General features: G+C 60.0%; 36 protein-coding genes. 34 read left to right on the forward strand and 2 right to left on the reverse strand.

Features of this window, described 5'->3' with window-relative positions; translation table 11 throughout:
• Positions 1–47: 47 nt before the first annotated feature.
• The 33 genes from fusA to dsbD all read left to right on the forward strand — a co-directional run bounded on the left by fusA (position 48) and on the right by dsbD (position 20,540).
• Positions 48–2,150 (forward strand): elongation factor G, encoded by a 2,103-nt coding sequence (fusA, locus tag AWB79_RS29100; RefSeq protein WP_061170921.1) that lies wholly within the window; start codon positions 48–50, stop codon positions 2,148–2,150.
• A 68-nt stretch (positions 2,151–2,218) separates the two neighbouring features.
• On the forward strand, positions 2,219–3,409 hold the full coding sequence (tuf, locus tag AWB79_RS29105) for an elongation factor Tu (RefSeq protein ID WP_061170913.1): 1,191 nt from the start codon (positions 2,219–2,221) through the stop codon (positions 3,407–3,409).
• A gap of 137 nt (positions 3,410–3,546) precedes the next feature.
• The gene (gene rpsJ, locus AWB79_RS29110) at positions 3,547–3,858 is read left to right on the forward strand and encodes a 30S ribosomal protein S10 (RefSeq protein WP_006998489.1); all 312 of its coding nucleotides are present in this window, start codon (positions 3,547–3,549) and stop codon (positions 3,856–3,858) included.
• A gap of 220 nt (positions 3,859–4,078) precedes the next feature.
• Positions 4,079–4,738 (forward strand): 50S ribosomal protein L3, encoded by a 660-nt coding sequence (gene rplC, locus AWB79_RS29115; RefSeq protein WP_061170989.1) that lies wholly within the window; start codon positions 4,079–4,081, stop codon positions 4,736–4,738.
• The gene (gene rplD, locus AWB79_RS29120; protein WP_061170922.1) at positions 4,738–5,358 is read left to right on the forward strand and encodes a 50S ribosomal protein L4; all 621 of its coding nucleotides are present in this window, start codon (positions 4,738–4,740) and stop codon (positions 5,356–5,358) included. Before rplC ends, rplD begins: the two co-directional genes overlap by 1 nt.
• Positions 5,355–5,669 (forward strand): 50S ribosomal protein L23, encoded by a 315-nt coding sequence (rplW, locus tag AWB79_RS29125; RefSeq protein WP_035967599.1) that lies wholly within the window; start codon positions 5,355–5,357, stop codon positions 5,667–5,669. Before rplD ends, rplW begins: the two co-directional genes overlap by 4 nt.
• A 2-nt stretch (positions 5,670–5,671) precedes the next feature.
• Positions 5,672–6,499, forward strand: a complete 828-nt coding sequence (gene rplB / locus AWB79_RS29130; RefSeq protein ID WP_061126158.1) for a 50S ribosomal protein L2 — start codon at positions 5,672–5,674, stop codon at positions 6,497–6,499.
• A 10-nt stretch (positions 6,500–6,509) separates the two neighbouring features.
• Positions 6,510–6,785 (forward strand): 30S ribosomal protein S19, encoded by a 276-nt coding sequence (rpsS, locus tag AWB79_RS29135; RefSeq protein WP_008343850.1) that lies wholly within the window; start codon positions 6,510–6,512, stop codon positions 6,783–6,785.
• 12 nt (positions 6,786–6,797) lie between these two features.
• On the forward strand, positions 6,798–7,127 hold the full coding sequence (gene rplV, locus AWB79_RS29140) for a 50S ribosomal protein L22 (RefSeq protein WP_007730533.1): 330 nt from the start codon (positions 6,798–6,800) through the stop codon (positions 7,125–7,127).
• A gap of 11 nt (positions 7,128–7,138) precedes the next feature.
• Positions 7,139–7,933, forward strand: coding sequence for a 30S ribosomal protein S3 (gene rpsC / locus AWB79_RS29145; protein WP_061170923.1), 795 nt, complete (start codon positions 7,139–7,141; stop codon positions 7,931–7,933).
• A gap of 2 nt (positions 7,934–7,935) precedes the next feature.
• The gene (rplP, locus tag AWB79_RS29150) at positions 7,936–8,352 is read left to right on the forward strand and encodes a 50S ribosomal protein L16 (protein WP_061170924.1); all 417 of its coding nucleotides are present in this window, start codon (positions 7,936–7,938) and stop codon (positions 8,350–8,352) included.
• A gap of 10 nt (positions 8,353–8,362) precedes the next feature.
• On the forward strand, positions 8,363–8,557 hold the full coding sequence (gene rpmC / locus AWB79_RS29155) for a 50S ribosomal protein L29 (RefSeq protein WP_008343853.1): 195 nt from the start codon (positions 8,363–8,365) through the stop codon (positions 8,555–8,557).
• Complete coding sequence (rpsQ, locus tag AWB79_RS29160; protein WP_008343854.1) at positions 8,554–8,826, forward strand: 30S ribosomal protein S17; 273 nt, start codon at positions 8,554–8,556, stop codon at positions 8,824–8,826. The genes rpmC and rpsQ overlap by 4 nt, the downstream gene beginning before the upstream one ends.
• Before the next feature lie 296 nt (positions 8,827–9,122).
• On the forward strand, positions 9,123–9,491 hold the full coding sequence (gene rplN / locus AWB79_RS29165; protein ID WP_006998478.1) for a 50S ribosomal protein L14: 369 nt from the start codon (positions 9,123–9,125) through the stop codon (positions 9,489–9,491).
• Between the two features lie 9 nt (positions 9,492–9,500).
• Positions 9,501–9,809: a 50S ribosomal protein L24 gene (rplX, locus tag AWB79_RS29170; RefSeq protein ID WP_061170925.1), complete on the forward strand. Its 309-nt coding sequence runs from the start codon at positions 9,501–9,503 to the stop codon at positions 9,807–9,809.
• A gap of 14 nt (positions 9,810–9,823) precedes the next feature.
• A complete protein-coding gene (rplE, locus tag AWB79_RS29175) occupies positions 9,824–10,363 on the forward strand; it encodes a 50S ribosomal protein L5 (protein ID WP_014192474.1) in 540 nt (179 codons plus the stop codon).
• Between the two features lie 7 nt (positions 10,364–10,370).
• Entirely contained in the window at positions 10,371–10,676 is a 306-nt protein-coding gene (gene rpsN / locus AWB79_RS29180) for a 30S ribosomal protein S14 (protein ID WP_008343864.1), read from the forward strand.
• 14 nt (positions 10,677–10,690) lie between these two features.
• Complete coding sequence (gene rpsH, locus AWB79_RS29185) at positions 10,691–11,086, forward strand: 30S ribosomal protein S8 (protein WP_035506756.1); 396 nt, start codon at positions 10,691–10,693, stop codon at positions 11,084–11,086.
• A gap of 18 nt (positions 11,087–11,104) precedes the next feature.
• Positions 11,105–11,635 carry a 50S ribosomal protein L6 gene (gene rplF / locus AWB79_RS29190; protein WP_061170926.1) on the forward strand — a complete coding sequence of 177 codons (531 nt, stop codon included), beginning with the start codon at positions 11,105–11,107 and terminating at the stop codon, positions 11,633–11,635.
• Positions 11,636–11,647: 12 nt separating this feature from the next.
• On the forward strand, positions 11,648–12,013 hold the full coding sequence (gene rplR, locus AWB79_RS29195; RefSeq protein ID WP_061170927.1) for a 50S ribosomal protein L18: 366 nt from the start codon (positions 11,648–11,650) through the stop codon (positions 12,011–12,013).
• 14 nt (positions 12,014–12,027) lie between these two features.
• Positions 12,028–12,546, forward strand: coding sequence for a 30S ribosomal protein S5 (gene rpsE / locus AWB79_RS29200; protein ID WP_061170928.1), 519 nt, complete (start codon positions 12,028–12,030; stop codon positions 12,544–12,546).
• Positions 12,547–12,556: 10 nt separating this feature from the next.
• Positions 12,557–12,739: a 50S ribosomal protein L30 gene (gene rpmD / locus AWB79_RS29205; protein ID WP_006400644.1), complete on the forward strand. Its 183-nt coding sequence runs from the start codon at positions 12,557–12,559 to the stop codon at positions 12,737–12,739.
• Positions 12,740–12,768: 29 nt separating this feature from the next.
• Positions 12,769–13,203 carry a 50S ribosomal protein L15 gene (gene rplO / locus AWB79_RS29210; protein ID WP_061170929.1) on the forward strand — a complete coding sequence of 145 codons (435 nt, stop codon included), beginning with the start codon at positions 12,769–12,771 and terminating at the stop codon, positions 13,201–13,203.
• A 42-nt stretch (positions 13,204–13,245) separates the two neighbouring features.
• A complete protein-coding gene (secY, locus tag AWB79_RS29215) occupies positions 13,246–14,592 on the forward strand; it encodes a preprotein translocase subunit SecY (RefSeq protein ID WP_008343935.1) in 1,347 nt (448 codons plus the stop codon).
• An 8-nt stretch (positions 14,593–14,600) separates the two neighbouring features.
• On the forward strand, positions 14,601–14,819 hold the full coding sequence (infA, locus tag AWB79_RS29220) for a translation initiation factor IF-1 (protein ID WP_004521905.1): 219 nt from the start codon (positions 14,601–14,603) through the stop codon (positions 14,817–14,819).
• Between the two features lie 21 nt (positions 14,820–14,840).
• The gene (rpmJ, locus tag AWB79_RS38555; protein ID WP_004199844.1) at positions 14,841–14,957 is read left to right on the forward strand and encodes a 50S ribosomal protein L36; all 117 of its coding nucleotides are present in this window, start codon (positions 14,841–14,843) and stop codon (positions 14,955–14,957) included.
• Positions 14,958–14,998: 41 nt separating this feature from the next.
• Entirely contained in the window at positions 14,999–15,364 is a 366-nt protein-coding gene (rpsM, locus tag AWB79_RS29225; protein WP_008344037.1) for a 30S ribosomal protein S13, read from the forward strand.
• A 28-nt stretch (positions 15,365–15,392) separates the two neighbouring features.
• The gene (rpsK, locus tag AWB79_RS29230; RefSeq protein WP_006052224.1) at positions 15,393–15,797 is read left to right on the forward strand and encodes a 30S ribosomal protein S11; all 405 of its coding nucleotides are present in this window, start codon (positions 15,393–15,395) and stop codon (positions 15,795–15,797) included.
• 160 nt (positions 15,798–15,957) lie between these two features.
• On the forward strand, positions 15,958–16,581 hold the full coding sequence (gene rpsD / locus AWB79_RS29235) for a 30S ribosomal protein S4 (protein ID WP_061170930.1): 624 nt from the start codon (positions 15,958–15,960) through the stop codon (positions 16,579–16,581).
• Positions 16,582–16,717: 136 nt separating this feature from the next.
• A complete protein-coding gene (locus tag AWB79_RS29240) occupies positions 16,718–17,695 on the forward strand; it encodes a DNA-directed RNA polymerase subunit alpha (RefSeq protein ID WP_008344045.1) in 978 nt (325 codons plus the stop codon).
• Positions 17,696–17,833: 138 nt separating this feature from the next.
• Positions 17,834–18,229 carry a 50S ribosomal protein L17 gene (rplQ, locus tag AWB79_RS29245; RefSeq protein WP_008344047.1) on the forward strand — a complete coding sequence of 132 codons (396 nt, stop codon included), beginning with the start codon at positions 17,834–17,836 and terminating at the stop codon, positions 18,227–18,229.
• Between the two features lie 168 nt (positions 18,230–18,397).
• Entirely contained in the window at positions 18,398–18,730 is a 333-nt protein-coding gene (gene cutA / locus AWB79_RS29250; protein ID WP_061170931.1) for a divalent-cation tolerance protein CutA, read from the forward strand.
• Positions 18,723–20,540: a protein-disulfide reductase DsbD gene (gene dsbD, locus AWB79_RS29255; RefSeq protein ID WP_074169447.1), complete on the forward strand. Its 1,818-nt coding sequence runs from the start codon at positions 18,723–18,725 to the stop codon at positions 20,538–20,540. The genes cutA and dsbD overlap by 8 nt, the downstream gene beginning before the upstream one ends.
• Positions 20,541–20,597: 57 nt before the next feature.
• On the opposite strand, the gene hemB is transcribed toward dsbD, so the two are convergent.
• Both hemB and yihA read right to left on the reverse strand, forming a co-directional pair.
• Positions 20,598–21,596 carry a porphobilinogen synthase gene (gene hemB / locus AWB79_RS29260; protein ID WP_061170932.1) on the reverse strand — a complete coding sequence of 333 codons (999 nt, stop codon included), beginning with the start codon at positions 21,594–21,596 and terminating at the stop codon, positions 20,598–20,600.
• Between the two features lie 253 nt (positions 21,597–21,849).
• Positions 21,850–22,512, reverse strand: a complete 663-nt coding sequence (yihA, locus tag AWB79_RS29265) for a ribosome biogenesis GTP-binding protein YihA/YsxC (RefSeq protein WP_061170933.1) — start codon at positions 22,510–22,512, stop codon at positions 21,850–21,852.
• Positions 22,513–22,862: 350 nt separating this feature from the next.
• Here yihA and AWB79_RS29270 point away from each other — a divergent pair, with 350 nt between their 5' ends.
• Complete coding sequence (locus AWB79_RS29270; RefSeq protein WP_061170934.1) at positions 22,863–23,537, forward strand: c-type cytochrome; 675 nt, start codon at positions 22,863–22,865, stop codon at positions 23,535–23,537.
• Positions 23,538–23,587 lie beyond the last annotated feature (50 nt).

The following is a 23,587-nucleotide window of genomic DNA, read 5'->3' on the forward strand; positions in this document are numbered from 1 at the left end:
GAACGCACGGGCACTCGCTGGTGCGTTGACCGAAAAAGGATTCCAAAGTGGCTCGCAAGACACCTATCGAGCGCTACCGCAATATCGGTATTAGCGCTCACATCGACGCCGGCAAAACGACGACGACCGAGCGCATTCTGTTCTACACGGGCGTGAACCACAAGATCGGTGAAGTTCACGACGGCGCAGCAACGATGGACTGGATGGAGCAGGAGCAGGAGCGCGGCATCACCATTACGTCGGCTGCTACCACGGCCTTCTGGAAGGGCATGGGCGGCAACTACCCCGAGCACCGCATCAACATCATCGACACGCCGGGACACGTCGACTTCACGATTGAAGTGGAACGCTCGATGCGCGTTCTCGACGGCGCGTGCATGGTCTACTGTGCAGTGGGCGGCGTGCAGCCGCAGTCGGAAACGGTGTGGCGTCAGGCGAACAAGTACAAGGTTCCCCGTCTCGCGTTCGTCAACAAGATGGACCGTACCGGTGCGAACTTCTTCAAGGTCTATGACCAGTTGAAGAACCGCCTGAAGGCGAACCCGGTTCCGGTCGTGGTGCCGATCGGCGCGGAAGAAAACTTCAAGGGCGTCGTCGATCTGCTGAAGATGAAAGCGATCATTTGGGACGAAGCGTCGCAAGGCACGAAGTTCGATTACGTGGACATCCCGGCCGAACTCGTTGACACGTGCAACGAGTGGCGCGAAAAGATGATCGAGTCGGCTGCCGAAGCCAGCGAAGAGCTGATGGAAAAGTACCTCGGCGGCGAAGAGCTGAGCGAAGCGGAAATCGTCAAGGCGATCCGCGACCGGACCATCGCGTGCGAAATCCAGCCGATGCTGTGCGGCACCGCGTTCAAGAACAAGGGCGTGCAGCGCATGCTCGACGCCGTGATCGACTTCCTGCCGTCGCCGGTTGACATTCCCCCGGTCACGGGCGAGCTCGAAAGCGGCGAGAAGGGCGAGCGCCGTGCATCCGACGACGAAAAGTTCTCGTCGCTGGCATTCAAGATCATGACGGACCCGTTCGTCGGTCAGCTGATCTTCTTCCGCGTGTATTCGGGCGTCGTGAATTCCGGTGACACTGTGCTGAACGCAACCAAGGACAAGAAGGAGCGCCTTGGCCGTATTCTGCAGATGCACGCGAACCAGCGCGAAGAAATCAAGGAAGTGCGCGCGGGCGACATCGCGGCAGCCGTTGGCCTGAAGGAAGCGACGACGGGCGACACGCTGTGCGATCCGCAGCATCCGATCGTGCTCGAGCGCATGATTTTCCCGGAGCCGGTGATCTCGCAGGCCGTCGAGCCGAAGACCAAGCCGGACCAGGAAAAAATGGGTCTCGCGCTGAATCGTCTCGCACAGGAAGATCCGTCGTTCCGGGTTCAGACGGACGAAGAGTCGGGCCAGACCATTATTTCGGGCATGGGCGAACTGCACCTCGAAATCCTGGTTGACCGGATGCGCCGCGAGTTCAACGTGGAAGCGACTGTCGGCAAGCCGCAGGTTGCTTACCGCGAGACGATCCGCAGCAAGGCTGAAGATGTCGACGGCAAGTTCGTCAAGCAGTCGGGTGGTCGCGGCCAGTACGGTCACGCGGTCATCACGCTCGAGCCGAACGAGCAGGGCAAGGGCTACGAGTTCCTGGACGAGATCAAGGGCGGCGTGATTCCGCGCGAATACATCCCGGCCGTGGACAAGGGTATCCAGGAAACGCTGAAGTCGGGCGTGCTGGCAGGCTTCCCGGTGGTGGACGTGAAGGTGCACCTGACGTTCGGTTCGTACCACGACGTGGACTCGAACGAAAACGCGTTCCGCATGGCCGGTTCGATGGCCTTCAAGGAAGCAATGCGCAAGGCAAGCCCGGTCATCCTCGAACCGATGATGGCTGTGGAAGTCGAAACGCCGGAAGACTACATGGGCAACGTGATGGGCGACCTGTCTGGCCGTCGCGGTATCGTCCAGGGCATGGAAGACATGATTGGTGGCGGCAAGATTGTTCGCGCCGAAGTGCCGCTGTCGGAAATGTTCGGCTACTCGACCTCGCTGCGCTCGCTGACGCAAGGCCGTGCAACGTACACGATGGAGTTCAAGCATTACGCTGAAGCCCCGCGCAACGTCGCCGAAGCGATCATCAACGCCAAGGGTAAGTAATTCCCGCATGTAATTCGGCGCAAGCCACAAGCTTTAAACCGATAACCAAACTTTGAAAGAAGGTAATCATGGCAAAAGGTAAATTCGAGCGGACCAAGCCGCACGTGAACGTGGGCACGATCGGTCACGTTGACCACGGCAAGACCACGCTGACGGCAGCAATCACGACGGTGCTGACCAAGAAGTTCGGCGGCGAAGCAAAGGCGTACGACCAGATCGACGCAGCGCCGGAAGAAAAGGCGCGTGGTATCACGATCAACACCGCGCACGTCGAGTACGAAACGGCTAACCGCCACTACGCGCACGTCGACTGCCCGGGCCACGCTGACTATGTGAAGAACATGATCACGGGCGCGGCGCAGATGGACGGCGCAATCCTGGTGTGCTCGGCCGCTGACGGCCCGATGCCGCAAACGCGTGAGCACATCCTGCTGGCTCGCCAGGTCGGCGTGCCGTACATCATCGTGTTCCTGAACAAGTGCGACATGGTGGACGACGCCGAACTGCTCGAGCTCGTCGAAATGGAAGTGCGTGAGCTTCTGTCGAAGTACGACTTCCCGGGCGACGACACCCCGATCATCAAGGGTTCGGCGAAGCTGGCGCTGGAAGGCGACGCGGGCGAACTGGGCGAAGTGGCGATCATGAGCCTGGCCGACGCGCTGGACACGTACATCCCGACGCCGGAGCGCGCGGTTGACGGTTCGTTCCTGATGCCGGTGGAAGACGTGTTCTCGATCTCGGGTCGCGGCACGGTGGTGACGGGTCGTATCGAGCGTGGCCTGGTGAAGGTCGGCGAGGAAATCGAAATCGTCGGTATCAAGCCGACGGTGAAGACGACCTGCACGGGCGTGGAAATGTTCCGCAAGCTGCTCGACCAAGGTCAGGCAGGCGACAACGTTGGTATCCTGCTGCGCGGCACGAAGCGTGAAGACGTGGAGCGCGGCCAGGTTCTGGCCAAGCCGGGTTCGATCACGCCGCACACGCACTTCACGGCTGAAGTGTATGTGCTGAGCAAGGACGAAGGCGGCCGTCATACGCCGTTCTTCAACAACTACCGTCCGCAGTTCTACTTCCGTACGACGGACGTGACGGGCTCGATCGAGCTGCCGAAGGACAAAGAAATGGTGATGCCGGGCGACAACGTGTCGATCACGGTGAAGCTGATCGCTCCGATCGCCATGGAAGAAGGTCTGCGCTTCGCCATCCGTGAAGGCGGCCGTACCGTCGGCGCCGGTGTCGTGGCAAAGATTATCGAGTAAGATATCGGGCTTGCTCGATTTGAAGTCGCAGTAATGCAGTAAACCGGGGCCGGATGTCCGTCTCAACGGATATCCGGTCCTACGCTCTTTTGCCCATGTGCGGTGCAATACCGCCTCGCTCTTTTCAAGGAATCGTCATGCAGAACCAAAAAATCCGCATTCGTCTGAAGGCTTTCGACTATCGCCTGATCGATCAATCGGCAGCCGAGATCGTCGACACGGCGAAGCGGACTGGCGCGATCGTCCGTGGCCCGGTGCCGCTGCCGACGCGTATTCAGCGTTTTGACATCCTGCGTTCGCCGCACGTCAACAAGACGTCGCGCGACCAGCTCGAAATCCGCACCCACCAGCGCCTGATGGACATCGTCGATCCGACGGACAAGACCGTCGACGCGCTGATGAAGCTCGACCTGCCGGCAGGCGTCGACGTCGAAATCAAGCTGCAGTAAGTCCCAAAAGCTCTGCTGATCGGCAACAACAAGGTCGGACAGAGCTAAGTCTTTGATTGCTTGCAGGATTCGAAAAGCCTTGTTATACTCCAAGGCTTTTCGCGCCCATGCGCTTCAAAGGCGCAGAAAGTGGTGCAAGAATAGCCGACCCAGTTTCCCGTAACGAAGCCGGCATTTGTAAATCAGCCCCGACCAATCGCAGTTGGGAATGGAGAAAACGATGAGCCTTGGACTCGTAGGTCGCAAGGTTGGCATGACCCGTATCTTCACGCCTGAGGGGGATTCGATCCCCGTCACCGTGCTGGACGTGTCGGACAACCGCGTGACGCAGATCAAGACCGTTGAAACGGATGGTTATACCGCCGTTCAGGTTGCATTCGGTACTCGCCGCGCATCGCGTGTGACGAAGCCGTTGGCGGGCCACCTCGCCAAAGCCGGCGTTCAAGCCGGTGAAATCCTCAAGGAATTCCATATCGATGCAGCCAAGGCAGGCGAACTGTCGAACGGCGCTGTCATCGCTACGGATATTTTCGAAGTCGGCCAGAAGGTCGATGTGCAAGGCACGTCGATTGGTAAGGGCTACGCCGGCACGATCAAGCGCTACAACTTCGCATCCGGTCGCGCGACGCACGGTAACTCGCGTTCGCACAACGTTCCGGGTTCGATCGGTATGGCGCAGGATCCGGGTCGCGTGTTCCCGGGCAAGCGCATGACGGGTCACCTCGGTGACGAGACCGTCACGGTTCAAAACCTCGAAATCGCCCGCATCGACGCTGAGCGCAATCTGCTGCTCGTCCGCGGTGCTGTTCCGGGTGCGAAGGGCGGCAAGGTCTTCGTGACCCCGGCCGTCAAGACGCGTGCTGTGAAAGGAGCGAAATAATGGAACTTAAGCTCCTGAATGCCAATGGTCAGGAAGGCGCTGGCGTGAACGCATCGGACACCGTGTTCGGTCGCGATTACAACGAAGCCCTGATTCACCAGATCGTCGTCGCTTATCAGGCGAACGCACGTAGCGGCAACCGCGCGCAGAAGGACCGCGAGCAGGTCAAGCACACCACCAAGAAGCCGTGGCGTCAGAAGGGTACGGGCCGCGCTCGTGCCGGTATGTCGTCGAGCCCGTTGTGGCGTGGCGGTGGTCGTATCTTCCCGAATTCGCCGGAAGAGAACTTCTCGCACAAGGTCAACAAGAAGATGCATCGCGCAGGTCTGCGCTCGATCTTCTCGCAGTTGGCTCGCGAAGGCCGTATTGCAGTCGTCGAAGACTTCGTACTCGAAGCTCCGAAGACCAAGCTGCTGGCCGAAAAATTCAAGGCGATGGGTCTCGACTCCGTGTTGGTGATTACCGATACGGTCGACGAAAACCTGTACCTCGCGTCGCGCAACCTGGCCCACGTGGCAGTTGTCGAGCCGCGTTACGCCGACCCGCTCTCGCTGATCTACTTCAAGAAAGTGCTGATCACGAAGGCTGCGGTCGCTCAGATCGAGGAGTTGCTGTCATGAGCGAAGTTCGCAAAAACGATCATCGTTTGATGCAAGTTCTGCTCGCGCCGGTGATCTCCGAAAAGGCGACGCTGGTTGCCGACAAGAACGAACAAGTCGTGTTCGAAGTCGCACCGGACGCCACGAAGCAGGAAGTGAAGGCTGCTGTCGAGCTGCTGTTCAAGGTCGAAGTCAATTCCGTCAACGTGCTCGTCACGAAGGGCAAGGCAAAGCGCTTTGGCCGCTTCAACGGTAAGCGCAAGGACGTGAAGAAGGCGTACGTCTGCCTGAAGCCCGGCCAGGAAATCAACTTTGAAGCGGAGGCCAAGTAATCATGGCAATCGTGAAAGTTAAGCCGACCTCGCCGGGTCGCCGCGCGATGGTCAAGATCGTCAACAAGGATCTGCATAAGGGCAAGCCGCACGCAGCGCTGCTCGATTCGCAATCCAAGTCGGCGGGCCGTAACAACAACGGCCGTATCACCACGCGTCACCAGGGTGGTGGTCACAAGCAGCATTACCGTATCGTCGATTTCCGTCGCAACAAGGACGGCATCCCGGCAAAGGTCGAGCGTCTCGAGTACGACCCGAACCGTAGCGCGAACATCGCGCTGGTTCTGTACGCAGACGGCGAGCGTCGCTACATCATCGCGCCGAAGGGCGTGGCGGTTGGCGCACAGCTGATGTCCGGTTCGGAAGCGCCGATCCGCGCAGGCAACGCTCTGCCGATCCGCAATATCCCGGTCGGTACGACGATCCACTGCATCGAGATGCTGCCCGGCAAGGGCGCGCAAATGGCGCGTTCGGCTGGCACGTCCGCCATGCTGCTGGCTCGCGAGGGCGTCTACGCTCAAGTGCGTCTGCGCTCGGGCGAAATCCGCCGCGTGCACGTCGAGTGCCGCGCGACGATCGGTGAAGTGGGCAACGAAGAGCATAGCCTCCGTCAAATCGGTAAGGCTGGCGCGAACCGCTGGCGCGGTATCCGCCCGACGGTGCGCGGCGTTGCAATGAACCCGGTCGATCACCCGCACGGCGGTGGTGAAGGTAAGACGGCAGCAGGTCGCGATCCGGTGAGCCCGTGGGGCACGCCGACGAAGGGCTATCGCACCCGCAGCAACAAGCGCACGACGACGATGATCGTCCAGCGCCGTCACAAGCGTTAAGGAGTAGGCAATGACACGTTCTGCTAAAAAAGGTCCGTTCTGCGACGCTCATTTGCTGAAGAAGGTTGAAGCGGCTGCGTCTACGCGTGACAAGAAGCCGATCAAGACCTGGTCGCGTCGTTCGACGATTCTGCCGGACTTCATCGGTCTGACGATCGCTGTTCACAACGGCCGTCAACACGTTCCGGTGTACGTCACGGAAAACATGGTCGGCCATAAGCTTGGCGAGTTCGCACTGACCCGTACGTTCAAGGGTCACGCGGCCGACAAGAAGGCCAAGAAATAAGGGGCAATCAAGATGGAAGTGAAGGCAATTCATCGCGGTGCCCGCATCTCGGCGCAGAAAACGCGCCTTGTGGCTGACCAGATCCGTGGTCTGCCGGTCGACAAGGCGCTGAACGTCCTGACGTTCTCGCCGAAGAAGGCGGCGGGTATCGTCAAGAAGGTCGTGCTCTCTGCGATCGCGAATGCGGAACACAACGAAGGCGCCGATATCGACGAGCTCAAGATCACGAGCATCTACGTCGACAAGGCTGCTTCGCTGAAGCGTTTCACCGCACGCGCCAAGGGTCGCGGTAACCGCATCGAGAAGCAATCCTGTCACATCACTGTGACGGTCGGGAATTAAGGAGCCATACGATGGGACAGAAAATTCATCCGACTGGCTTCCGTTTGGCCGTCAGCCGCAATTGGGCTTCGCGCTGGTACGCGAACAACAACAATTTCGCGGCAATGTTGCAGGAAGACATCGGTGTTCGTGAATATCTGAAGAAGAAGCTGAAGAACGCTTCGGTTGGCCGCGTCGTCATCGAGCGTCCTGCGAAGAACGCGCGCATCACGATTTACAGCTCGCGTCCGGGCGTTGTCATCGGCAAGAAGGGTGAAGACATCGAACTGCTGAAGGCCGAGCTGCAAAAGCGCATGGGCGTTCCGGTTCACGTCAACATCGAAGAAATCCGCAAGCCGGAAACCGATGCTCAGCTGATCGCTGACTCCATCACGCAGCAGCTCGAGCGCCGGATCATGTTCCGCCGCGCGATGAAGCGCGCGATGCAGAACGCGATGCGTCTTGGTGCCCAGGGCATCAAGATCATGAGCGCGGGCCGTCTGAACGGTATCGAAATCGCTCGTACCGAGTGGTATCGCGAAGGTCGCGTGCCCCTCCATACGCTGCGTGCCGATATCGACTACGCGACGTCCGAAGCCAAGACGACGTACGGCATCATCGGCGTGAAGGTGTGGGTCTACAAGGGCGACACCCTCGGCCGTAACGAAGCGCCGGTCGTGGAAGAAGTGGCGGAAGAAAAGCGTCCGCGCCGTAACGCACGTCCGGGTGGCGATCGCCGTCCGCGTCGCGATGGCGAAGGCGGTGGCCCGGCAGGTGCACGCCGTGGCGGCCCGCGCCGTGGCGGTGACGCGAAGACTGGAGAATAACGATGCTGCAACCGAAACGCAGAAAGTATCGCAAAGAGCAAAAGGGTCGTAACACCGGCAAGGCGACGCGCGGCAACGCGGTGTCGTTCGGTGAGTACGGTCTGAAGGCCATCGGTCGTGGCCGTTTGACCGCGCGTCAAATCGAAGCGGCGCGTCGTGCAATGACGCGTCACATCAAGCGTGGCGGCCGGATCTGGATCCGTATCTTCCCGGACAAGCCGATTTCGCAAAAGCCGGCCGAAGTGCGTATGGGTAACGGTAAGGGTAACCCTGAGTACTACGTCGCTGAAATTCAACCGGGCAAGATGCTGTACGAAATGGACGGTGTCACCGAAGAACTGGCGCGCGAAGCGTTCCGTCTGGCTGCAGCGAAGCTGCCGCTGAAGACGTACTTCGTCGTCCGTCAGCTCGGCGCCTAAGGAGTAAATGATGAAGGCAACTGAACTTCGCCAGAAAGACCAGGCCGCGCTCAACAAGGAGCTGTCGGACCTGCTCAAGGCGCAATTTGGCTTGCGTATGCAGCTCGCGACCCAGCAGCTCACGAACACGAGCCAGCTGAAGAAGGTCCGTCGCGACATCGCACGTGTGCGCACCGTCATGACCGAGAAGGCGAACCAGAAATGAACGATAGCGTAAAAACCTCGCTCAAGCGGACGCTGGTCGGCAAGGTCGTCAGCAACAAGATGGACAAGACGGTCACCGTGCTGGTCGAGCACCGCGTGAAGCATCCGATCTACGGCAAGTACGTCGTGCGCTCGAAGAAGTATCACGCGCATGATGACGCGAACACGTACAACGAAGGCGATCTCGTCGAAATCCAGGAAACCCGTCCGATTTCGAAGACGAAGGCCTGGGTTGTGTCGAAGCTGGTTGAAGCCGCTCGCGTGATCTGAAGCCGAAGTTAGGCGATGCTGTAAGTAGTTGTATCGCAGTAAGTTTCGCTTGCAAGACCGGGATTATTTGTTATAATCTCGGTCTTCCCTCTTTGTGGGAGCCCCGTCGCGGGCGAAATTGGTGGGGGAAGCCGGCTTGGGCGCCAGCCTGAGTCGACAGATTCACCGGATTGCGATGGCGGGTTTCGTCTGCCGTTGCTGCCTGTTCTAACCCAAGCAGCCATTTGGCTGACGGGACCAAGACTGACCGGCTGTGCCATGGTGGTGCAATCGGATTAAGTTGGGAAAGATAAACCATGATCCAGACCGAAACTCGGCTTGAAGTGGCCGACAACACGGGTGCGCGTGAAGTCATGTGCATCAAGGTGCTCGGCGGCTCGAAGCGTCGTTACGCAAGCATTGGCGACATCATCAAGGTGACCGTCAAGGAAGCGACGCCGCGCGGACGCGTGAAAAAGGGCGAAATTTACAACGCCGTGGTCGTTCGTACGGCCAAGGGCGTGCGTCGCCAAGATGGCTCGCTCATCAAGTTCGATGGCAATGCCGCCGTTCTGTTGAACACGAAGCTCGAGCCGATCGGCACGCGTATTTTTGGGCCGGTTACGCGTGAACTGCGTAGCGAACGATTCATGAAGATCGTTTCGCTCGCGCCGGAAGTGCTGTAAGGAGTCGCGATGAACAAGATTCGCAAGGGTGACGAAGTCATCGTCACCACCGGCAAGGACAAGGGCAAGCGCGGCACCGTGCTGGCCGTTGGGGAAGATCGTGTGACGGTCGAGGGTATCAACCTCGTCAAGAAGCACGTGAAGCCGAACCCGATGAAGGGTACGACGGGCGGCGTGGAAGCCAAAACGATGCCGCTGCATATTTCGAACGTCGCATTGGTCGACGCGAACGGCAAGGCATCGCGCGTTGGCATCAAGGTCGAAGACGGCAAGAAGGTTCGCTTCTTGAAGTCGACCGGCGCCACGCTCAACGCCTGACGCGGAGTTAAAAAATGGCTCGTCTGCAAGAGATTTACAAAGAAAAGGTTGTGCCGCAACTGGTTGAAAAGTTCGGTTACAAGTCGGTCATGGAAGTGCCGCGCCTCACCAAGATCACCCTGAACATGGGTCTTGGCGAAGCCGTCGCTGACAAGAAGGTCCTTGAGCACGCCGTTGGCGACCTCACGAAGATCGCCGGCCAGAAGCCGGTTATCACCAAGTCGCGTAAGGCAATCGCTGGTTTCAAGATCCGCGAAGGCTACCCGATTGGCACGATGGTTACCCTGCGTGGCAATGCCATGTACGAATTCCTGGACCGTTTCGTGACGGTTGCGCTGCCTCGCGTGCGTGACTTCCGTGGCGTGTCGGGAAAGGCGTTCGACGGCCGTGGTAACTACAACATCGGTGTGAAAGAGCAGATCATTTTCCCCGAAATCGACTACGACAAGATCGACGCGCTGCGTGGGCTGAACATCAGCATCACGACGACTGCGAAGACCGACGAAGAAGCAAAGGCATTGCTCGCCGGCTTCAAGTTCCCGTTCAGAAACTGAGGTTACCGTGGCTAAACTGGCACTGATCGAACGTGAAAAGAAGCGCGCGCGCCTGGCAGCCAAGTACGCTCCGAAGCGTGCTGAGCTGAAGGCTGTGATCGACGACGCAAGCAAGTCGGACGAAGAGCGTTACCTCGCGCGTCTGGCGCTGCAACAACTGCCCCGTAATTCGAACCCCACTCGCAAGCGCAACCGCTGCGCGATCACGGGTCGTCCGCGTGGCACGTTCCGCAAGTTCGGACTCGCACGCGGCAAGATTCGTGAAATCGCTTTCCGCGGCGAAATCCCTGGCCTGACCAAGGCGAGCTGGTAATAGGAGAAACATAAATGAGCATGAGTGATCCTATCGCCGATATGCTGACTCGCATCCGCAATGCGCAGATGGTTGAGAAGGTTTCGGTGACTATGCCCTCGTCGAAAGTCAAGGTTGCGATTGCGCAGGTTTTGAAGGACGAAGGTTATATCGACGACTTCGCGGTGAAGGCTGAAGGTGCGAAGATCGAATTGAACATCGCGTTGAAGTACTACGCTGGCCGTCCGGTTATCGAGCGCCTCGAGCGCGTCTCGAAGCCTGGTCTGCGCGTGTACCGCGGTCGCAACGACATTCCGCAGGTCATGAACGGCCTGGGCGTTGCCATCGTCTCGACGCCGAAGGGTGTGATGACCGATCGCAAGGCGCGCCAGAACGGCGTCGGCGGCGAAGTCATCTGCTACGTCGCTTAACGCCTAAGGAGAAGATACATGTCTCGAGTAGGTAAAAGCCCGATCGCGCTGCAAGGCGCGGAAGTGGCGATCAAGGGCGACGTCATCACCGTGAAGGGTCCGCTCGGCACGATCTCGCAATCGGCTAACAAGCTGGTCGCCGTGACGAACGAAGATGGCACGCTGAAGCTGGCTCCGACGGACGAAAGCCGCGAAGCGAACGCGATGTCCGGCACGATGCGCGCCCTCCTGGCGAACATGGTGCAGGGCGTTACCAAGGGTTTCGAGCGCAAGCTGACGCTGGTTGGCGTTGGTTATCGTGCGCAAGCGCAAGGCGACAAGCTGAACCTGTCGCTGGGTTTCTCGCACCCCGTGGTGCACCAGATGCCGGAAGGCGTCAAGGCTGAAACCCCGTCGCAGACCGAAATCGTGATCAAGGGGATCGACAAGCAGAAAGTCGGACAGACCGCAGCAGAAGTGCGCGGCTATCGTCCGCCTGAGCCGTACAAGGGCAAGGGCGTGCGTTATTCCGACGAGGTCGTGATCCTCAAAGAAACGAAGAAGAAGTAAGGGTGCGCAATCATGGATAAGACTCAATCTCGCCTGCGCCGCGCTCGTCAGACGCGTATCAAGATCGCTGAGCTGCAGGTTCCGCGTCTGGCCGTGCATCGCACGAATACGCATATCTACGCGCAAGTGTTCTCGGCATGCGGCACGAAGGTCGTGGCAAGCGCCTCGACGCTGGAAGCTGAAGTGCGTGCTGAACTGGCCGACAAGTCGGGCAAGGGCGGCAACGTCACCGCTGCGACCCTGATCGGCAAGCGTATCGCCGAAAAGGCCAAGGCAGCCGGCATCGAATCCGTCGCCTTTGACCGCTCGGGTTTCCGCTACCACGGCCGCGTGAAGGCGCTGGCTGATGCGGCGCGCGAAGCCGGGCTCAAGTTCTAAGGGAAGAATTCGTCATGGCAAAGATGCAAGCGAAAGTTCAGGCTGACGAACGCGACGATGGCCTGCGCGAAAAGATGATTTCGGTCAACCGCGTGACCAAGGTCGTGAAGGGTGGCCGGATTCTCGGTTTCGCCGCACTGACCGTGGTTGGCGACGGTGATGGCCGCGTCGGCATGGGCAAGGGCAAGGCAAAGGAAGTTCCGGTTGCCGTTCAGAAGGCAATGGAACAAGCCCGCCGCAACATGTTCAAGGTGCCCCTGAAGAACGGCACGCTGCAACACGAAGTGCACGGTAAGCACGGCGCATCCGCAGTCCTCCTCGCTCCGGCGAAGGACGGTACCGGTGTGATCGCTGGCGGCCCGATGCGCGCAGTGTTCGACGTGATGGGCGTGCAAAACGTCGTGGCCAAGAGCCACGGTTCGACGAACCCGTACAACCTCGTTCGTGCGACGCTGGACGGCCTGCGCAAGCAGTCGACCCCGGCAGACATCGCGGCGAAGCGTGGTAAGTCCGTCGAAGACATTCTGGGCTAAGGTGGTCACCATGTCTGAAAAAACTGTCAAGGTTCAGCTCGTCAAGAGCCTGATCGGGACCCGCGAATCGCACCGCGCAACGGTGCGTGGCCTCGGCCTGCGCCGCCTGAACTCGGTTTCCGAGCTGCAGGACACGCCGGCAGTGCGCGGGATGATCAACAAGGTTTCGTACCTCGTTAAGGTCATCGCTTAAGCGCGACCCACGGATCCAAGGAGTTGAACATGGAATTGAATAACCTGAAGCCGGCAGAAGGCGCGAAGCACGCTAAGCGTCGCGTCGGTCGCGGTATCGGTTCGGGCCTCGGCAAGACCGCGGGCCGCGGCCACAAGGGTCAGAAATCGCGTTCGGGCGGCTTTCACAAGGTCGGCTTCGAAGGCGGTCAGATGCCTCTGCAGCGTCGTCTGCCGAAGCGTGGCTTCACCTCGCTGACGAAGGAATTCGTCGGTGAAGTGCGCCTGGCTGATCTGGAAAAGCTGCCGGTCGACGAGATCGATCTCCTGGCGCTGAAGCAAGCGGGTCTGGTCGGCGAGCTCATCAAGAGCGCGAAGATCATCAAGACCGGCGAAATCACGCGCAAGGTCACGGTCAAGGGTCTGACGGCAACGGCAGGCGCCCGTGCAGCGATCGAAGCCGCTGGCGGCTCGATCGCCGAGTAACTGGCTCATCGCCGTTACTAGCACTAGCATCGGAGAAGGTACTTGGCTAACAGCCCGAGTCTCGCAAAAACCGGTCGAAGCGCGGCGAAATTCGGCGATCTGCGTCGGCGTGCAGTGTTCCTGCTGCTGGCGCTGATCGTCTACCGCATTGGTGCGCATATTCCGGTACCCGGCATCGATCCGGATCAACTGGCGAAGCTGTTCCAAAGCCAGTCGGGCGGCATCCTGGGCATGTTCAACATGTTCTCGGGTGGCGCGCTGTCGCGATTCACGATCTTTGCGCTGGGCATCATGCCCTACATTTCGGCGTCGATCATCATGCAGTTGCTGTCGATCGTCTCGCCGCAGATGGAAGCGTTGAAGAAGGAAGGACAGGCGGGGCAACGGAAGATCACGCAGTACACGCGTATCTTCACCGTGGTTCTGGCGACCTTCCAGGCGTTCGGTATCGCAGTTGCGCTGGAAAATCAGCCAGCTCTGGTTCTGGACCCCGGCATGGTGTTCCGGCTGACGACGGTCGTCACGCTGGTGACGGGCACGATGTTCCTGATGTGGCTGGGTGAGCAGATCACGGAGCGCGGTCTCGGCAACGGCATTTCGATCATCATCTTCGGTGGTATCGCGGCGGGTTTCCCGAATGCGATCGGTGGTCTGTTCGAGCTGGTTCGCACCGGTTCGATGAGCATCATCTCGGCGATCATCATCGTGGTGCTGATCGCGGCGGTCACGTATCTGGTCGTGTTCATCGAACGCGGTCAGCGCAAGATCCTCGTGAATTACGCGAAGCGCCAGGTCGGTAACAAGATTTACGGCGGACAGTCGTCCCATCTGCCGCTGAAGTTGAACATGTCGGGTGTGATTCCGCCGATCTTCGCGTCGTCGATCATCCTCTTCCCGGCAACCATCCTGAACTGGTTCAGTTCGGGTACGCGCACCAACTGGTTCGCGAACACGCTGCACAATGTGGCCGAAGCGCTCAAGCCCGGTCAACCTGTGTACGTGCTGCTGTATGCGTTGGCGATCGTCTTCTTCTGCTTTTTCTACACCGCACTGGTGTTCAACAGCCGGGAGACCGCCGACAACTTGAAGAAAAGCGGTGCTTTCGTTCCGGGTATCCGTCCGGGCGATCAGACTGCACGGTATATCGACCGCATCCTCACGCGTCTGACGCTGGCCGGTGCGATCTACATCGTATTCGTGTGCCTGCTGCCTGAGTTTCTGGTGTTGCGCTGGAACGTGCCGTTTTATTTTGGTGGAACGTCGCTGCTGATCATTGTCGTCGTCACGATGGACTTCATGGCTCAGGTACAGTCGTACGTTATGTCGCAACAGTATGAGTCGCTGCTCAAGAAGGCAAACTTCAAGGGCGGCAACGTCCCGATGCGTTAATTAGGACTATGGCCAAAGACGATGTAATCCAGATGCAGGGTGAGGTCATCGAAAACCTGCCCAACGCTACTTTCCGGGTGAAATTGGAAAATGGCCATGTGGTCCTGGGGCATATTTCCGGAAAGATGCGGATGCACTACATCCGCATCCTGCCGGGCGACAAGGTTACGGTTGAATTGACGCCTTACGATCTGTCTCGTGCGCGGATCGTGTTCCGGGCGAAGTGATTTAGAAAAAAGGGTAATATCATGAAAGTGATGGCATCGGTTAAGCGCATTTGCCGCAATTGCAAGATCATCAAGCGCAAGGGCGTTGTGCGCGTGATTTGCAGCTCTGATCCGCGCCACAAACAGCGTCAAGGCTGAACGCCGCGCTTTTGCTTGCGCTTTTTGTTTGAGGAAAAACAATGGCTCGTATCGCAGGGGTTAACATCCCGAATCACCAGCATACCGAGATCGGCCTGACGGCAATCTTCGGCATCGGCCGCACGCGTTCGCGTGGCATCTGCACCGCTGCTGGCGTGGAATTTTCGAAGAAGGTCAAAGACCTCACCGACGCAGACCTCGAAAAGCTGCGTGACGAAGTGGGCAAGTTCATCGTCGAAGGCGATCTGCGCCGTGAAGTGACGATGAACATCAAGCGCCTGATGGACTTGGGTTGCTACCGCGGCATGCGCCATCGCAAGGGTCTGCCCCTGCGTGGCCAGCGTACGCGTACGAACGCACGTACCCGCAAGGGTCCGCGTCGTGCAGCGCAATCGCTGAAGAAGTAAGCGGAACTGACAGTTACAGGAAAACGTAATGGCTAAGGCTTCGAACAACTCCGCGGCGCAACGCGTTCGCAAGAAGGTCAAGAAGAACGTCGCCGAGGGCGTGGTTCACGTTCACGCGTCGTTCAACAACACCATTATCACGATCACCGATCGTCAAGGTAACGCGCTGGCATGGGCGACCTCGGGCGGTCAGGGCTTCAAGGGCTCGCGTAAGTCGACGCCGTTTGCAGCCCAGGTCGCAGCCGAATCGGCTGGCCGCGTGGCAATGGAATACGGCGTGAAGAACCTCGAAGTGCGGATCAAGGGCCCCGGTCCTGGCCGTGAATCGGCGGTGCGCGCGCTGCATGGTCTTGGCATCAAGATCACCGCGATCTCCGACGTTACGCCGGTCCCGCACAACGGCTGCCGTCCGCCGAAGCGCCGTCGTATCTAATACGCCGACGCAAACCGCATGTTTCCTGTCGATGCGTAAGTATCGGCGGGTTTCGTGCGTTATGCAGTTTTACTAAGCCCACCGTTCGACCCAAAGGGTTCGGACTAGCGCAGATCGAAGTACCTCGTTAGTCTGCGTGATCAATATTTAAGGATGCAAAGTGGCACGCTATACCGGTCCCAAAGCCAAGCTGTCCCGCCGTGAAGGCACCGATCTGTTCCTGAAGAGCGCACGCCGCTCGCTCGCCGACAAGTGCAAGCTCGACAGCAAGCCCGGCCAGCACGGCCGCATCTCGGGCGCGCGTACGTCCGACTACGGCACCCAATTGCGCGAAAAGCAAAAAGTGAAGCGTATCTACGGCGTTCTGGAGCGTCAGTTCCGCCGCTACTTCGCTGAAGCCGACCGCCGCAAGGGCCCGACGGGCGAAAACCTGCTGCAATTGCTCGAGTCGCGTCTCGACAACGTCGTCTATCGCATGGGCTTCGGCTCGACGCGCGCGGAAGCACGTCAGCTCGTGAGCCACAAGGCGATCATGGTGAACGGCCAAGTCGCGAACATCCCCTCGCTGCAAGTGAAGTCGGGTGACGTCGTGTCCGTGCGCGAACAGTCGCGCAAGCAGGCACGTATCGTCGAAGCCCTCTCGCTGGCGCAGCAAGGCGGCATGCCGAGCTGGGTGTCGGTCGACGAGAAGAAGTTCGAAGGCACGTTCAAGTCGATGCCCGAGCGTAGCGATATCGCCGGCGACATCAACGAAAGCCTGATCGTCGAATTGTATTCGCGTTAATCGCGGCGGTAATCGGATAGACAGCCGGGGGAGCCTGATTGCTCGTGGCAAGGGGTGGCCTCGGCTGTTTATTTTCAGGTTGTTACCGGTCAGCCTTATCGGTGTAACGAGCCGAGGGTATTGAAAAGGAAAACCTATGCAAACCAGTTTGTTGAAGCCCAAGATCATTGCAGTTGAATCGCTTGGTGAGAACCACGCGAAAGTGGTTATGGAGCCGTTTGAACGCGGCTATGGCCACACCTTGGGTAACGCGCTTCGGCGCGTGCTGCTGTCGTCGATGATCGGCTACGCGCCGACCGAAGTGACGATCGCAGGCGTCGTGCACGAATACTCGACGCTCGATGGTGTGCAAGAGGATGTGGTCAACCTGCTGTTGAACCTGAAGGGCGTCGTCTTCAAGCTGCACAACCGCGACGAAGTCACGGTGACGCTGCGCAAGGAAGGCGAAGGCGTCGTCACGGCCGGCGATATCGAACTCGCGCACGACTGCGAGGTCATCAATCCGGAACACGTGATCGCGCACCTGTCGAAGGGCGGCAAGCTCGACGTTCAGATCAAGATTGAAAAGGGCCGCGGCTACGTGCCGGGCAACGTGCGTCGTTACGGCGAAGAGTCGGCGAAGATCATCGGCCGCATCGTGCTGGACGCGTCGTTCTCGCCGGTTCGCCGCGTGAGCTATGCCGTGGAAAGCGCGCGTGTCGAACAGCGTACCGACCTCGACAAGCTCGTGATGAACATCGAGACCAACGGCGTGATTTCGCCGGAAGAAGCGATCCGCCAGTCGGCTCGCATTCTGGTCGATCAACTGTCCGTGTTCGCGGCGCTGGAAGGCACCGAAGCGGCAGCGGAAGCGCCGTCGCGCGCACCGCAGATCGATCCGATCCTGCTGCGTCCGGTCGATGACCTCGAACTCACGGTTCGTTCCGCGAACTGCCTGAAGGCCGAGAACATCTACTACATCGGCGATCTGATCCAGCGTACGGAAAACGAACTGCTGAAAACGCCGAATCTGGGCCGCAAGTCGCTGAACGAGATCAAGGAAGTGCTCGCTTCGCGTGGCCTGACGCTCGGTATGAAGCTCGAAAACTGGCCGCCGGCCGGTCTCGACAAGTAAGACCAGAGTCGAAGCGTTGTTGTCAAAGACGCGGATTTTGCTTTAAAATCCGCGTCTTGCTTTTCTCCGACCGGCCCGTGCCCCGAATCAGGGAGCAATAGAAGAGCTGGCTCTAAACTCGTTATAGGAAGCTGAAAAATGCGTCACAAGCATGGTCTGCGGAAACTGAACCGCACGAGCAGCCATCGTCTGGCAATGCTCCGCAATATGTCGAATTCGCTCATCGAGCACGAAGTCATCAAGACGACGCTGCCGAAGGCCAAGGAACTGCGCAAGGTTGTCGAGCCCCTCATCACGCTGGGCAAGAAGCCGTCGCTCGCGAACCGCCGTCTGGCGTTCAACCGCCTGCGCGATCGTGATTCCGTCGCGAAGCTGTTCGACGTCCTCGGCCCGCGCTACGCGAACCGCCCGGGTGGCTACCTGAGCATCCTGAAGTTCGGTTTCCGCGTCGGCGACAACGCACCGATGGCGCTGGTCCAGCTGATGGATCGCCCGGAAGTCGAAGAGACGGAAGAAGTGCAAGAAGCGGAATAAATCCCGTCTTCGGTTGTTAGTAGAAAGGCCAGGCTCGAAGTCTGGCCTTTTTGCTTTGTGCGTGTTCCATTTTTGCCGCGACCCTTCAGCGCGCCGGAGCGTAAAAGTGCGTGCCAGCCGCCGATGCTACGATACGTAATTGGCCTGCTCGCCTTCACGGAGTCCTGTGTGAACGTTCCCGTCGTTTTGATGTTGTCGACGCTGCCCGATGCCGCCGCAGCCGATGCGCTCGCGCAGGCGGTTCTGGAAACGCGGCTCGCCGCGTGCGTGACCAATCTGGGCGCGGTGTCGTCGCAATATCACTGGAAGGGCGCGCTGGAGTCGTCGCAGGAAGTGCAGTTGCTGTTCAAGACGAGCGTCGCGCGCAGCGATGAGTTGCAGCGCTTCATCGACGTCCGGCATCCGTATGAAACGCCCGAAATCCTCGTCTGGCAGGTCGATGCCTCGCCGGGCTACGGTCAGTGGGTCAACGTAGAAACGCAGCGTCCTCTTCATGTTTGAGTTTTCTCGTCTCATCACGCGGCGGTTTTTCGGCGCGTTCCTGTTCCTGATCGCGTTCGCGCTGCTCTCCGGCGCCGCGCGCGCAGCCGACGATTTCCTCGATCCCGACGTCGCGTTCAAGTTCAGCGCGACCGAAAAGCCCGGCGAAATCGATGTCCGCTACAAGATCGCGGACGGCTATTACATGTACCGCGAGCGCTTCGCCTTCGCGGTGAAGAGCGGTGATGCGACGATCGGTGCGGCGCAATTGCCTGCCGGAAAGGTGCACTTCGATCAGACGTTCAACAAGGACGTCGAGACGTATCGCGGCGAGTTGCTTATCCGCATTCCGGTCACGGAGGCGAAGGGTCCGTTCGAACTGGCGGTGACATCGCAAGGTTGCGCGGATCAGGGCATCTGTTATCCGCCGATGGAAAAGACGTATCGCGTGCGCGGCGATGCGCTTCAGCCGGCCGGTGTCGCTCCGAGCGCGCCCGCGACCGATTCGCAAACCTCGTGGTTCGAGCGCGTGACCAGCGCCGATTACGCGCAATCCATGCTCGAAGGCGGCGGATTTTTCACCATCGTCGGACTGTATTTTCTGGCGGGCGTGGTGCTGAGCTTGTTGCCGTGCTCGTACCCGATGATCCCGATTCTTTCCGCGATCATCGTCGGCGAAGGCGCGCGCGTGACGCGTTCGCGCGGATTCGCGTTGTCGGTGTCGTATGTGATCGGCATGGCGCTCGTCTATACGGTGCTCGGCGTGGCCGCGGCGCTGATCGGCCAGAGTCTCGGTGCGTGGCTGCAGAATCCGTGGGTGCTCGGCGCATTCGGCGTGCTGCTCGCGGCGTTCGCGATCGCGCTGATTTCGGGCGTGGATATCGCTTTGCCGGCGCGCTGGCAGAGCGGCGTGAACGAGGCGTCGCAGAAGCGCAGCGGCGGCAAGTTCGCGGCGGTCGCGGTAATGGGCGCGCTTTCCGCGCTCGTTGTCGGCGCGTGCATGACGGCGCCGCTGTTCGCCGTACTCGCGTTCATCGCGCATACCGGCAACGCCGTGCTCGGCGGTTCGGCGCTCTTCGCGATGGGCGTCGGACTCGGCGTGCCGCTGCTGGTCATCGGATTGGGCGCGGGCGCGATCCTTCCGCGCGCCGGCGCGTGGATGGACGGCGTGAAGGTGTTCTTCGGCGTCGTCCTGCTTGCGGCGGCGCTGTGGATCGTGTGGCCGGTGCTCGGCGTCGTCGCGCAAATGCTGCTCGCGGCGCTCTGGCTGCTGATCGCGGCGGTGTCGCTAGGGCTGTTCGCGCCGGCTGCGTCGGGGAGCGTCTGGACGCGACTCGGACGCGGGCTCGGCGCCGCGTTCGCGATCTGGGGGGCAGCAGTGCTCGTCGGCCTCGCTGCGGGTTCCACGGATCCGCTGCGCCCGCTCGCGGTGCTGGCTTCACGCGGGGATTCATCGTCGGCCGCTAGCACGCAAGCGCAAGGACCGACGTTCGCGCCGGTGCGCTCATCATCGGAACTCGATTCGGCGGTCAAGGCTGCCGCGAAACCCGCGATGCTCGACTTCTACGCCGACTGGTGCGTGTCGTGCAAGGAAATGGAGAAGCTCACATTTTCCGACGCCCGCGTGCAGGCGCGTCTCGCGCAACTGAATCTCCTGCGCGCGGACGTCACCGCCAACAACACGGACGACCAGGCCCTGCTCAGGCGCTTCAAGCTGTTCGGCCCGCCCGGCATCATCTTTTTCGATGCGCAGGGCAACGAGGTTGCGCGCGTGGTTGGCTACGAGTCGGCGGACAGGTTCCTGAAGAGTCTCGACAAAGTCAGCGGATAAACAAAAAGGGCGATGCATTCGACGCATCGCCCTTTTCACATCCGACGCCCGGTCGTGTTACTTCGACGCCCGCAGGATGCGCGCGGCGTCCAGCGCGAAGTACGTCAGCACGCCATCCGCGCCCGCGCGCTTGAACGCTAGCAGCGCTTCCATCATCACCTTGTCGTGATCGATCCAGCCGTTCTGTGCGGCGGCCTTGATCATCGCGTACTCGCCGCTCACCTGATACGCGTACGTCGGGAAGCGGAACTCGTCCTTCACGCGGCGCACGATATCGAGATACGGCATGCCGGGCTTGACCATCACCATGTCCGCGCCTTCCTCGATATCCATGCGCACTTCGCGCATCGCTTCGTCGGTGTTGGCGGGGTCCATCTGATACGTCATCTTGTTGCTCTTGCCCAGATTCGCGGCCGAGCCGACGGCATCGCGGAACGGGCCGTAGAACGCCGACGCGTATTTCGCCGCGTAAGCCATGATGCGCGTGTGGATATGGCCGTCGCTTTCCAGCATTTCGCGAATCGCGCCGATGCGCCCGTCCATCATGTCCGACGGCGCGACGATATCCACGCCCGCCTCAGCCTGCACGCGCGCCTGATCGACGAGGATTTCGCTCGTTTCGTCGTTCTTCACGTAGCCTTCTTCGTCGAGCACGCCGTCCTGGCCGTGGCTCGTGTACGGATCGAGCGCGACGTCGGTGAGCACGCCGAGCATCGGGAAGTTTTTCTTCAACTCGCGCACGGCGCGCGGAATCAGGCCTTCGGGATTGGTGGCTTCGCGGCCATCCGGCGTCTTGAGCGACGGCTCGATAGCCGGGAACAGCGACAGCACCGGCACGCCCAGTTCGACGCACTGCTCGGCGACCTTCATCAGCAGGTCGACGGACGTGCGCTCGACGCCGGGCATCGACGCGACATCTTGCCGCACGTTCGTTCCCTCGACGATGAACACCGGATAAATGAGATCGTTCGTCGTGAGGACATTTTCGCGCATCAGCCGACGCGAGAAGTCATCGCGGCGCATGCGGCGCGGGCGATGGTGGGGATAGAAGCTCATGGTTCGACTCGAATTGGATGGTCTTCAGGGGAGGTCGAAAACGTGTTTCGAAACGCGTAAAGCCTTGCCGAACAAGTACTTGGCGGCGTCTGAAACCGTTTTGAGACAATGGTATATCATACCGATCGAGCGAGGCGCTTGCCGCCGGACTCCCCGCTTCTCCTCCCTGAGCGGGTGCCTGTCGATATTCGATTAGGCTATTAACCCGCCGTCATGCGGCGGGTTTTTTTATGCCGCCGCCATTCGGCGAACGTCACTCGGCGGCGTCTTCTTCCGCGTTCTTGCCCGCTTCCTCAGGGATCAGCCAGCTTTCGATCTTTTCATGCGCTTCATCGAGACCCACGCGCTTCATCGCGGAGAAAAGCTGCGTGGTCAGCTCGCCGCGATAACCCGCGTCCCTGAATTCAGCGAAAGACTTCTTGGTCGCGCGCAGGGCGTTGGTCATCTCCTGTCGCGTCAATTTGTCGCATTTTGTGAGGAGCGCGTGGATCGGCTTACCGGTGGGCGCGAACCAGTCGATCATGATGCGATCGAGATCGGTCAGCGGGCGGCGCGAATCCATCATCAGGATCATGCCGCACAGTTGCGCGCGGCTCTGCAGATACGTGGACAGCAGCCGTTGCCAGTGCTCTTTCGCGGCGCCCGGCACTTCGGCGTAACCGTAGCCCGGAAGATCGACGAGAAAGCCGGTCGGCGCGTCTTGCGGGCCGACCGAAAAGTAATTGATGTGCTGCGTGCGCCCCGGTGTCTTGCTCGCGAACGCGAGCCGCTTCTGGTTGCACAACACGTTGATAGCGGTCGATTTACCCGCGTTGGAACGTCCACCAAAGGCGATTTCGGGCTGCGGCGTGGGCGGCAGGTCGCGCAGATGATTGACGGTCGTGAAGAAGCGGGATTGGTGAAGCAGAAATGACATTGGCGGACCCAATCGAGTGAGGGGTGAATACCAGAAGCCTTGAGAAGCCGGCGAATACTGGGCATGCCCCGACTGGCGTCTTTGCGTGTAGCGGGTTATTGTACAATACGACGGATTTTTAAAGATCAGCACGGGCACGCAAGACCCACGCCGCAGGCTTCACCCACAGCTTTGCACGGGATCGGAGTAAGGCGCTAAAGCGCCAACTCTTATCGACAGGAGCGAGACAGTTTCGGGGCACTTTTTGAGCCTCTTCGTTCAGCGAGTTCGGGTATCTTGCGGCGATAATCGGTCGCCGTCGTTTTTTGCAGAACCTCACATTCTCACAAGACGAAAAACAGGGTACGCGAATGAACCGACTGTACAGGTCTCTGGTGGTGATTCGGGCAGCGGCGGCTTTCGGTGCAGGTTTGAGTGGTTTAGCGGTAGCGGTGTCAGCGAGCGCGGCGGAACCCGCGCAACCGGCGAAGCCGGATGTGGCGAGGGGGCAGGCCATCGCAACCCAGGTGTGCGCGGCGTGTCACGCAGCGGACGGAAACAGTGCCGGAGCGGCGTTTCCGAAACTCGCGGGCCAGCACGCGGAATACATCGTCAAGCAACTGAAGGATTACAAGACGCAGCCGGGCGCGAAGGCACCGGCGCGCAACAATCCGATCATGGCGGGCATAGCGGGCGCGCTGTCGGATCAGGACATGTTGAACGTCGCGACATACTTCTCCCAGCAGAAGGCCAAGCCCAACTACGCGCGCGACAAGAATGACGTCGCGCTGGGTCAGAAGATTTATCGCGGCGGCATCGCGGACAAGGGCGTGCCGGCGTGCGCGGCGTGCCACGGCGCGACGGGCATGGGCATTCCGGTGCAGTATCCGCGGCTGTCGTGGCAGTGGGGCGATTACACGGTGGCCCAGTTGAACGCCTTCGCATCGGGGCAGCGCAACAACAGCGAGCCGATGCACCAGATTTCCTCGCGCCTGAACGAAGCGGAGATGAAGGCGGTGGCGGATTACATCGCCGGTTTGCATTAACCGCAGCAAGCAGCGTCCAGCGGTTCCCAGCCAACACGGGAGCCGCCCAC

It is taken from the genome of Caballeronia hypogeia (assembly GCF_001544875.2).
Lineage (GTDB): Bacteria > Pseudomonadota > Gammaproteobacteria > Burkholderiales > Burkholderiaceae > Caballeronia > Caballeronia hypogeia.

Coding starts and splice junctions, on each gene's coding strand:
- tuf (WP_061170913.1), top strand. CDS start 2,219: ATGGCAAAAGGTAAATTCGAGCGGACCAAGCCGCACGTGAACGTGGGC.
- rpsJ (WP_006998489.1), top strand. CDS start 3,547: ATGCAGAACCAAAAAATCCGCATTCGTCTGAAGGCTTTCGACTATCGC.
- rplC (WP_061170989.1), top strand. CDS start 4,079: ATGAGCCTTGGACTCGTAGGTCGCAAGGTTGGCATGACCCGTATCTTC.
- rplD (WP_061170922.1), top strand. CDS start 4,738: ATGGAACTTAAGCTCCTGAATGCCAATGGTCAGGAAGGCGCTGGCGTG.
- rplW (WP_035967599.1), top strand. CDS start 5,355: ATGAGCGAAGTTCGCAAAAACGATCATCGTTTGATGCAAGTTCTGCTC.
- rplB (WP_061126158.1), top strand. CDS start 5,672: ATGGCAATCGTGAAAGTTAAGCCGACCTCGCCGGGTCGCCGCGCGATG.
- rpsS (WP_008343850.1), top strand. CDS start 6,510: ATGACACGTTCTGCTAAAAAAGGTCCGTTCTGCGACGCTCATTTGCTG.
- rplV (WP_007730533.1), top strand. CDS start 6,798: ATGGAAGTGAAGGCAATTCATCGCGGTGCCCGCATCTCGGCGCAGAAA.
- rpsC (WP_061170923.1), top strand. CDS start 7,139: ATGGGACAGAAAATTCATCCGACTGGCTTCCGTTTGGCCGTCAGCCGC.
- rplP (WP_061170924.1), top strand. CDS start 7,936: ATGCTGCAACCGAAACGCAGAAAGTATCGCAAAGAGCAAAAGGGTCGT.
- rpmC (WP_008343853.1), top strand. CDS start 8,363: ATGAAGGCAACTGAACTTCGCCAGAAAGACCAGGCCGCGCTCAACAAG.
- rpsQ (WP_008343854.1), top strand. CDS start 8,554: ATGAACGATAGCGTAAAAACCTCGCTCAAGCGGACGCTGGTCGGCAAG.
- rplN (WP_006998478.1), top strand. CDS start 9,123: ATGATCCAGACCGAAACTCGGCTTGAAGTGGCCGACAACACGGGTGCG.
- rplX (WP_061170925.1), top strand. CDS start 9,501: ATGAACAAGATTCGCAAGGGTGACGAAGTCATCGTCACCACCGGCAAG.
- rplE (WP_014192474.1), top strand. CDS start 9,824: ATGGCTCGTCTGCAAGAGATTTACAAAGAAAAGGTTGTGCCGCAACTG.
- rpsH (WP_035506756.1), top strand. CDS start 10,691: ATGAGCATGAGTGATCCTATCGCCGATATGCTGACTCGCATCCGCAAT.
- rplF (WP_061170926.1), top strand. CDS start 11,105: ATGTCTCGAGTAGGTAAAAGCCCGATCGCGCTGCAAGGCGCGGAAGTG.
- rplR (WP_061170927.1), top strand. CDS start 11,648: ATGGATAAGACTCAATCTCGCCTGCGCCGCGCTCGTCAGACGCGTATC.
- rpsE (WP_061170928.1), top strand. CDS start 12,028: ATGGCAAAGATGCAAGCGAAAGTTCAGGCTGACGAACGCGACGATGGC.
- rpmD (WP_006400644.1), top strand. CDS start 12,557: ATGTCTGAAAAAACTGTCAAGGTTCAGCTCGTCAAGAGCCTGATCGGG.
- rplO (WP_061170929.1), top strand. CDS start 12,769: ATGGAATTGAATAACCTGAAGCCGGCAGAAGGCGCGAAGCACGCTAAG.
- infA (WP_004521905.1), top strand. CDS start 14,601: ATGGCCAAAGACGATGTAATCCAGATGCAGGGTGAGGTCATCGAAAAC.
- rpmJ (WP_004199844.1), top strand. CDS start 14,841: ATGAAAGTGATGGCATCGGTTAAGCGCATTTGCCGCAATTGCAAGATC.
- rpsM (WP_008344037.1), top strand. CDS start 14,999: ATGGCTCGTATCGCAGGGGTTAACATCCCGAATCACCAGCATACCGAG.
- rpsK (WP_006052224.1), top strand. CDS start 15,393: ATGGCTAAGGCTTCGAACAACTCCGCGGCGCAACGCGTTCGCAAGAAG.
- AWB79_RS29240 (WP_008344045.1), top strand. CDS start 16,718: ATGCAAACCAGTTTGTTGAAGCCCAAGATCATTGCAGTTGAATCGCTT.
- rplQ (WP_008344047.1), top strand. CDS start 17,834: ATGCGTCACAAGCATGGTCTGCGGAAACTGAACCGCACGAGCAGCCAT.
- dsbD (WP_074169447.1), top strand. CDS start 18,723: ATGTTTGAGTTTTCTCGTCTCATCACGCGGCGGTTTTTCGGCGCGTTC.
- hemB (WP_061170932.1), bottom strand. CDS start 21,596: ATGAGCTTCTATCCCCACCATCGCCCGCGCCGCATGCGCCGCGATGAC.
- yihA (WP_061170933.1), bottom strand. CDS start 22,512: ATGTCATTTCTGCTTCACCAATCCCGCTTCTTCACGACCGTCAATCAT.
- AWB79_RS29270 (WP_061170934.1), top strand. CDS start 22,863: ATGAACCGACTGTACAGGTCTCTGGTGGTGATTCGGGCAGCGGCGGCT.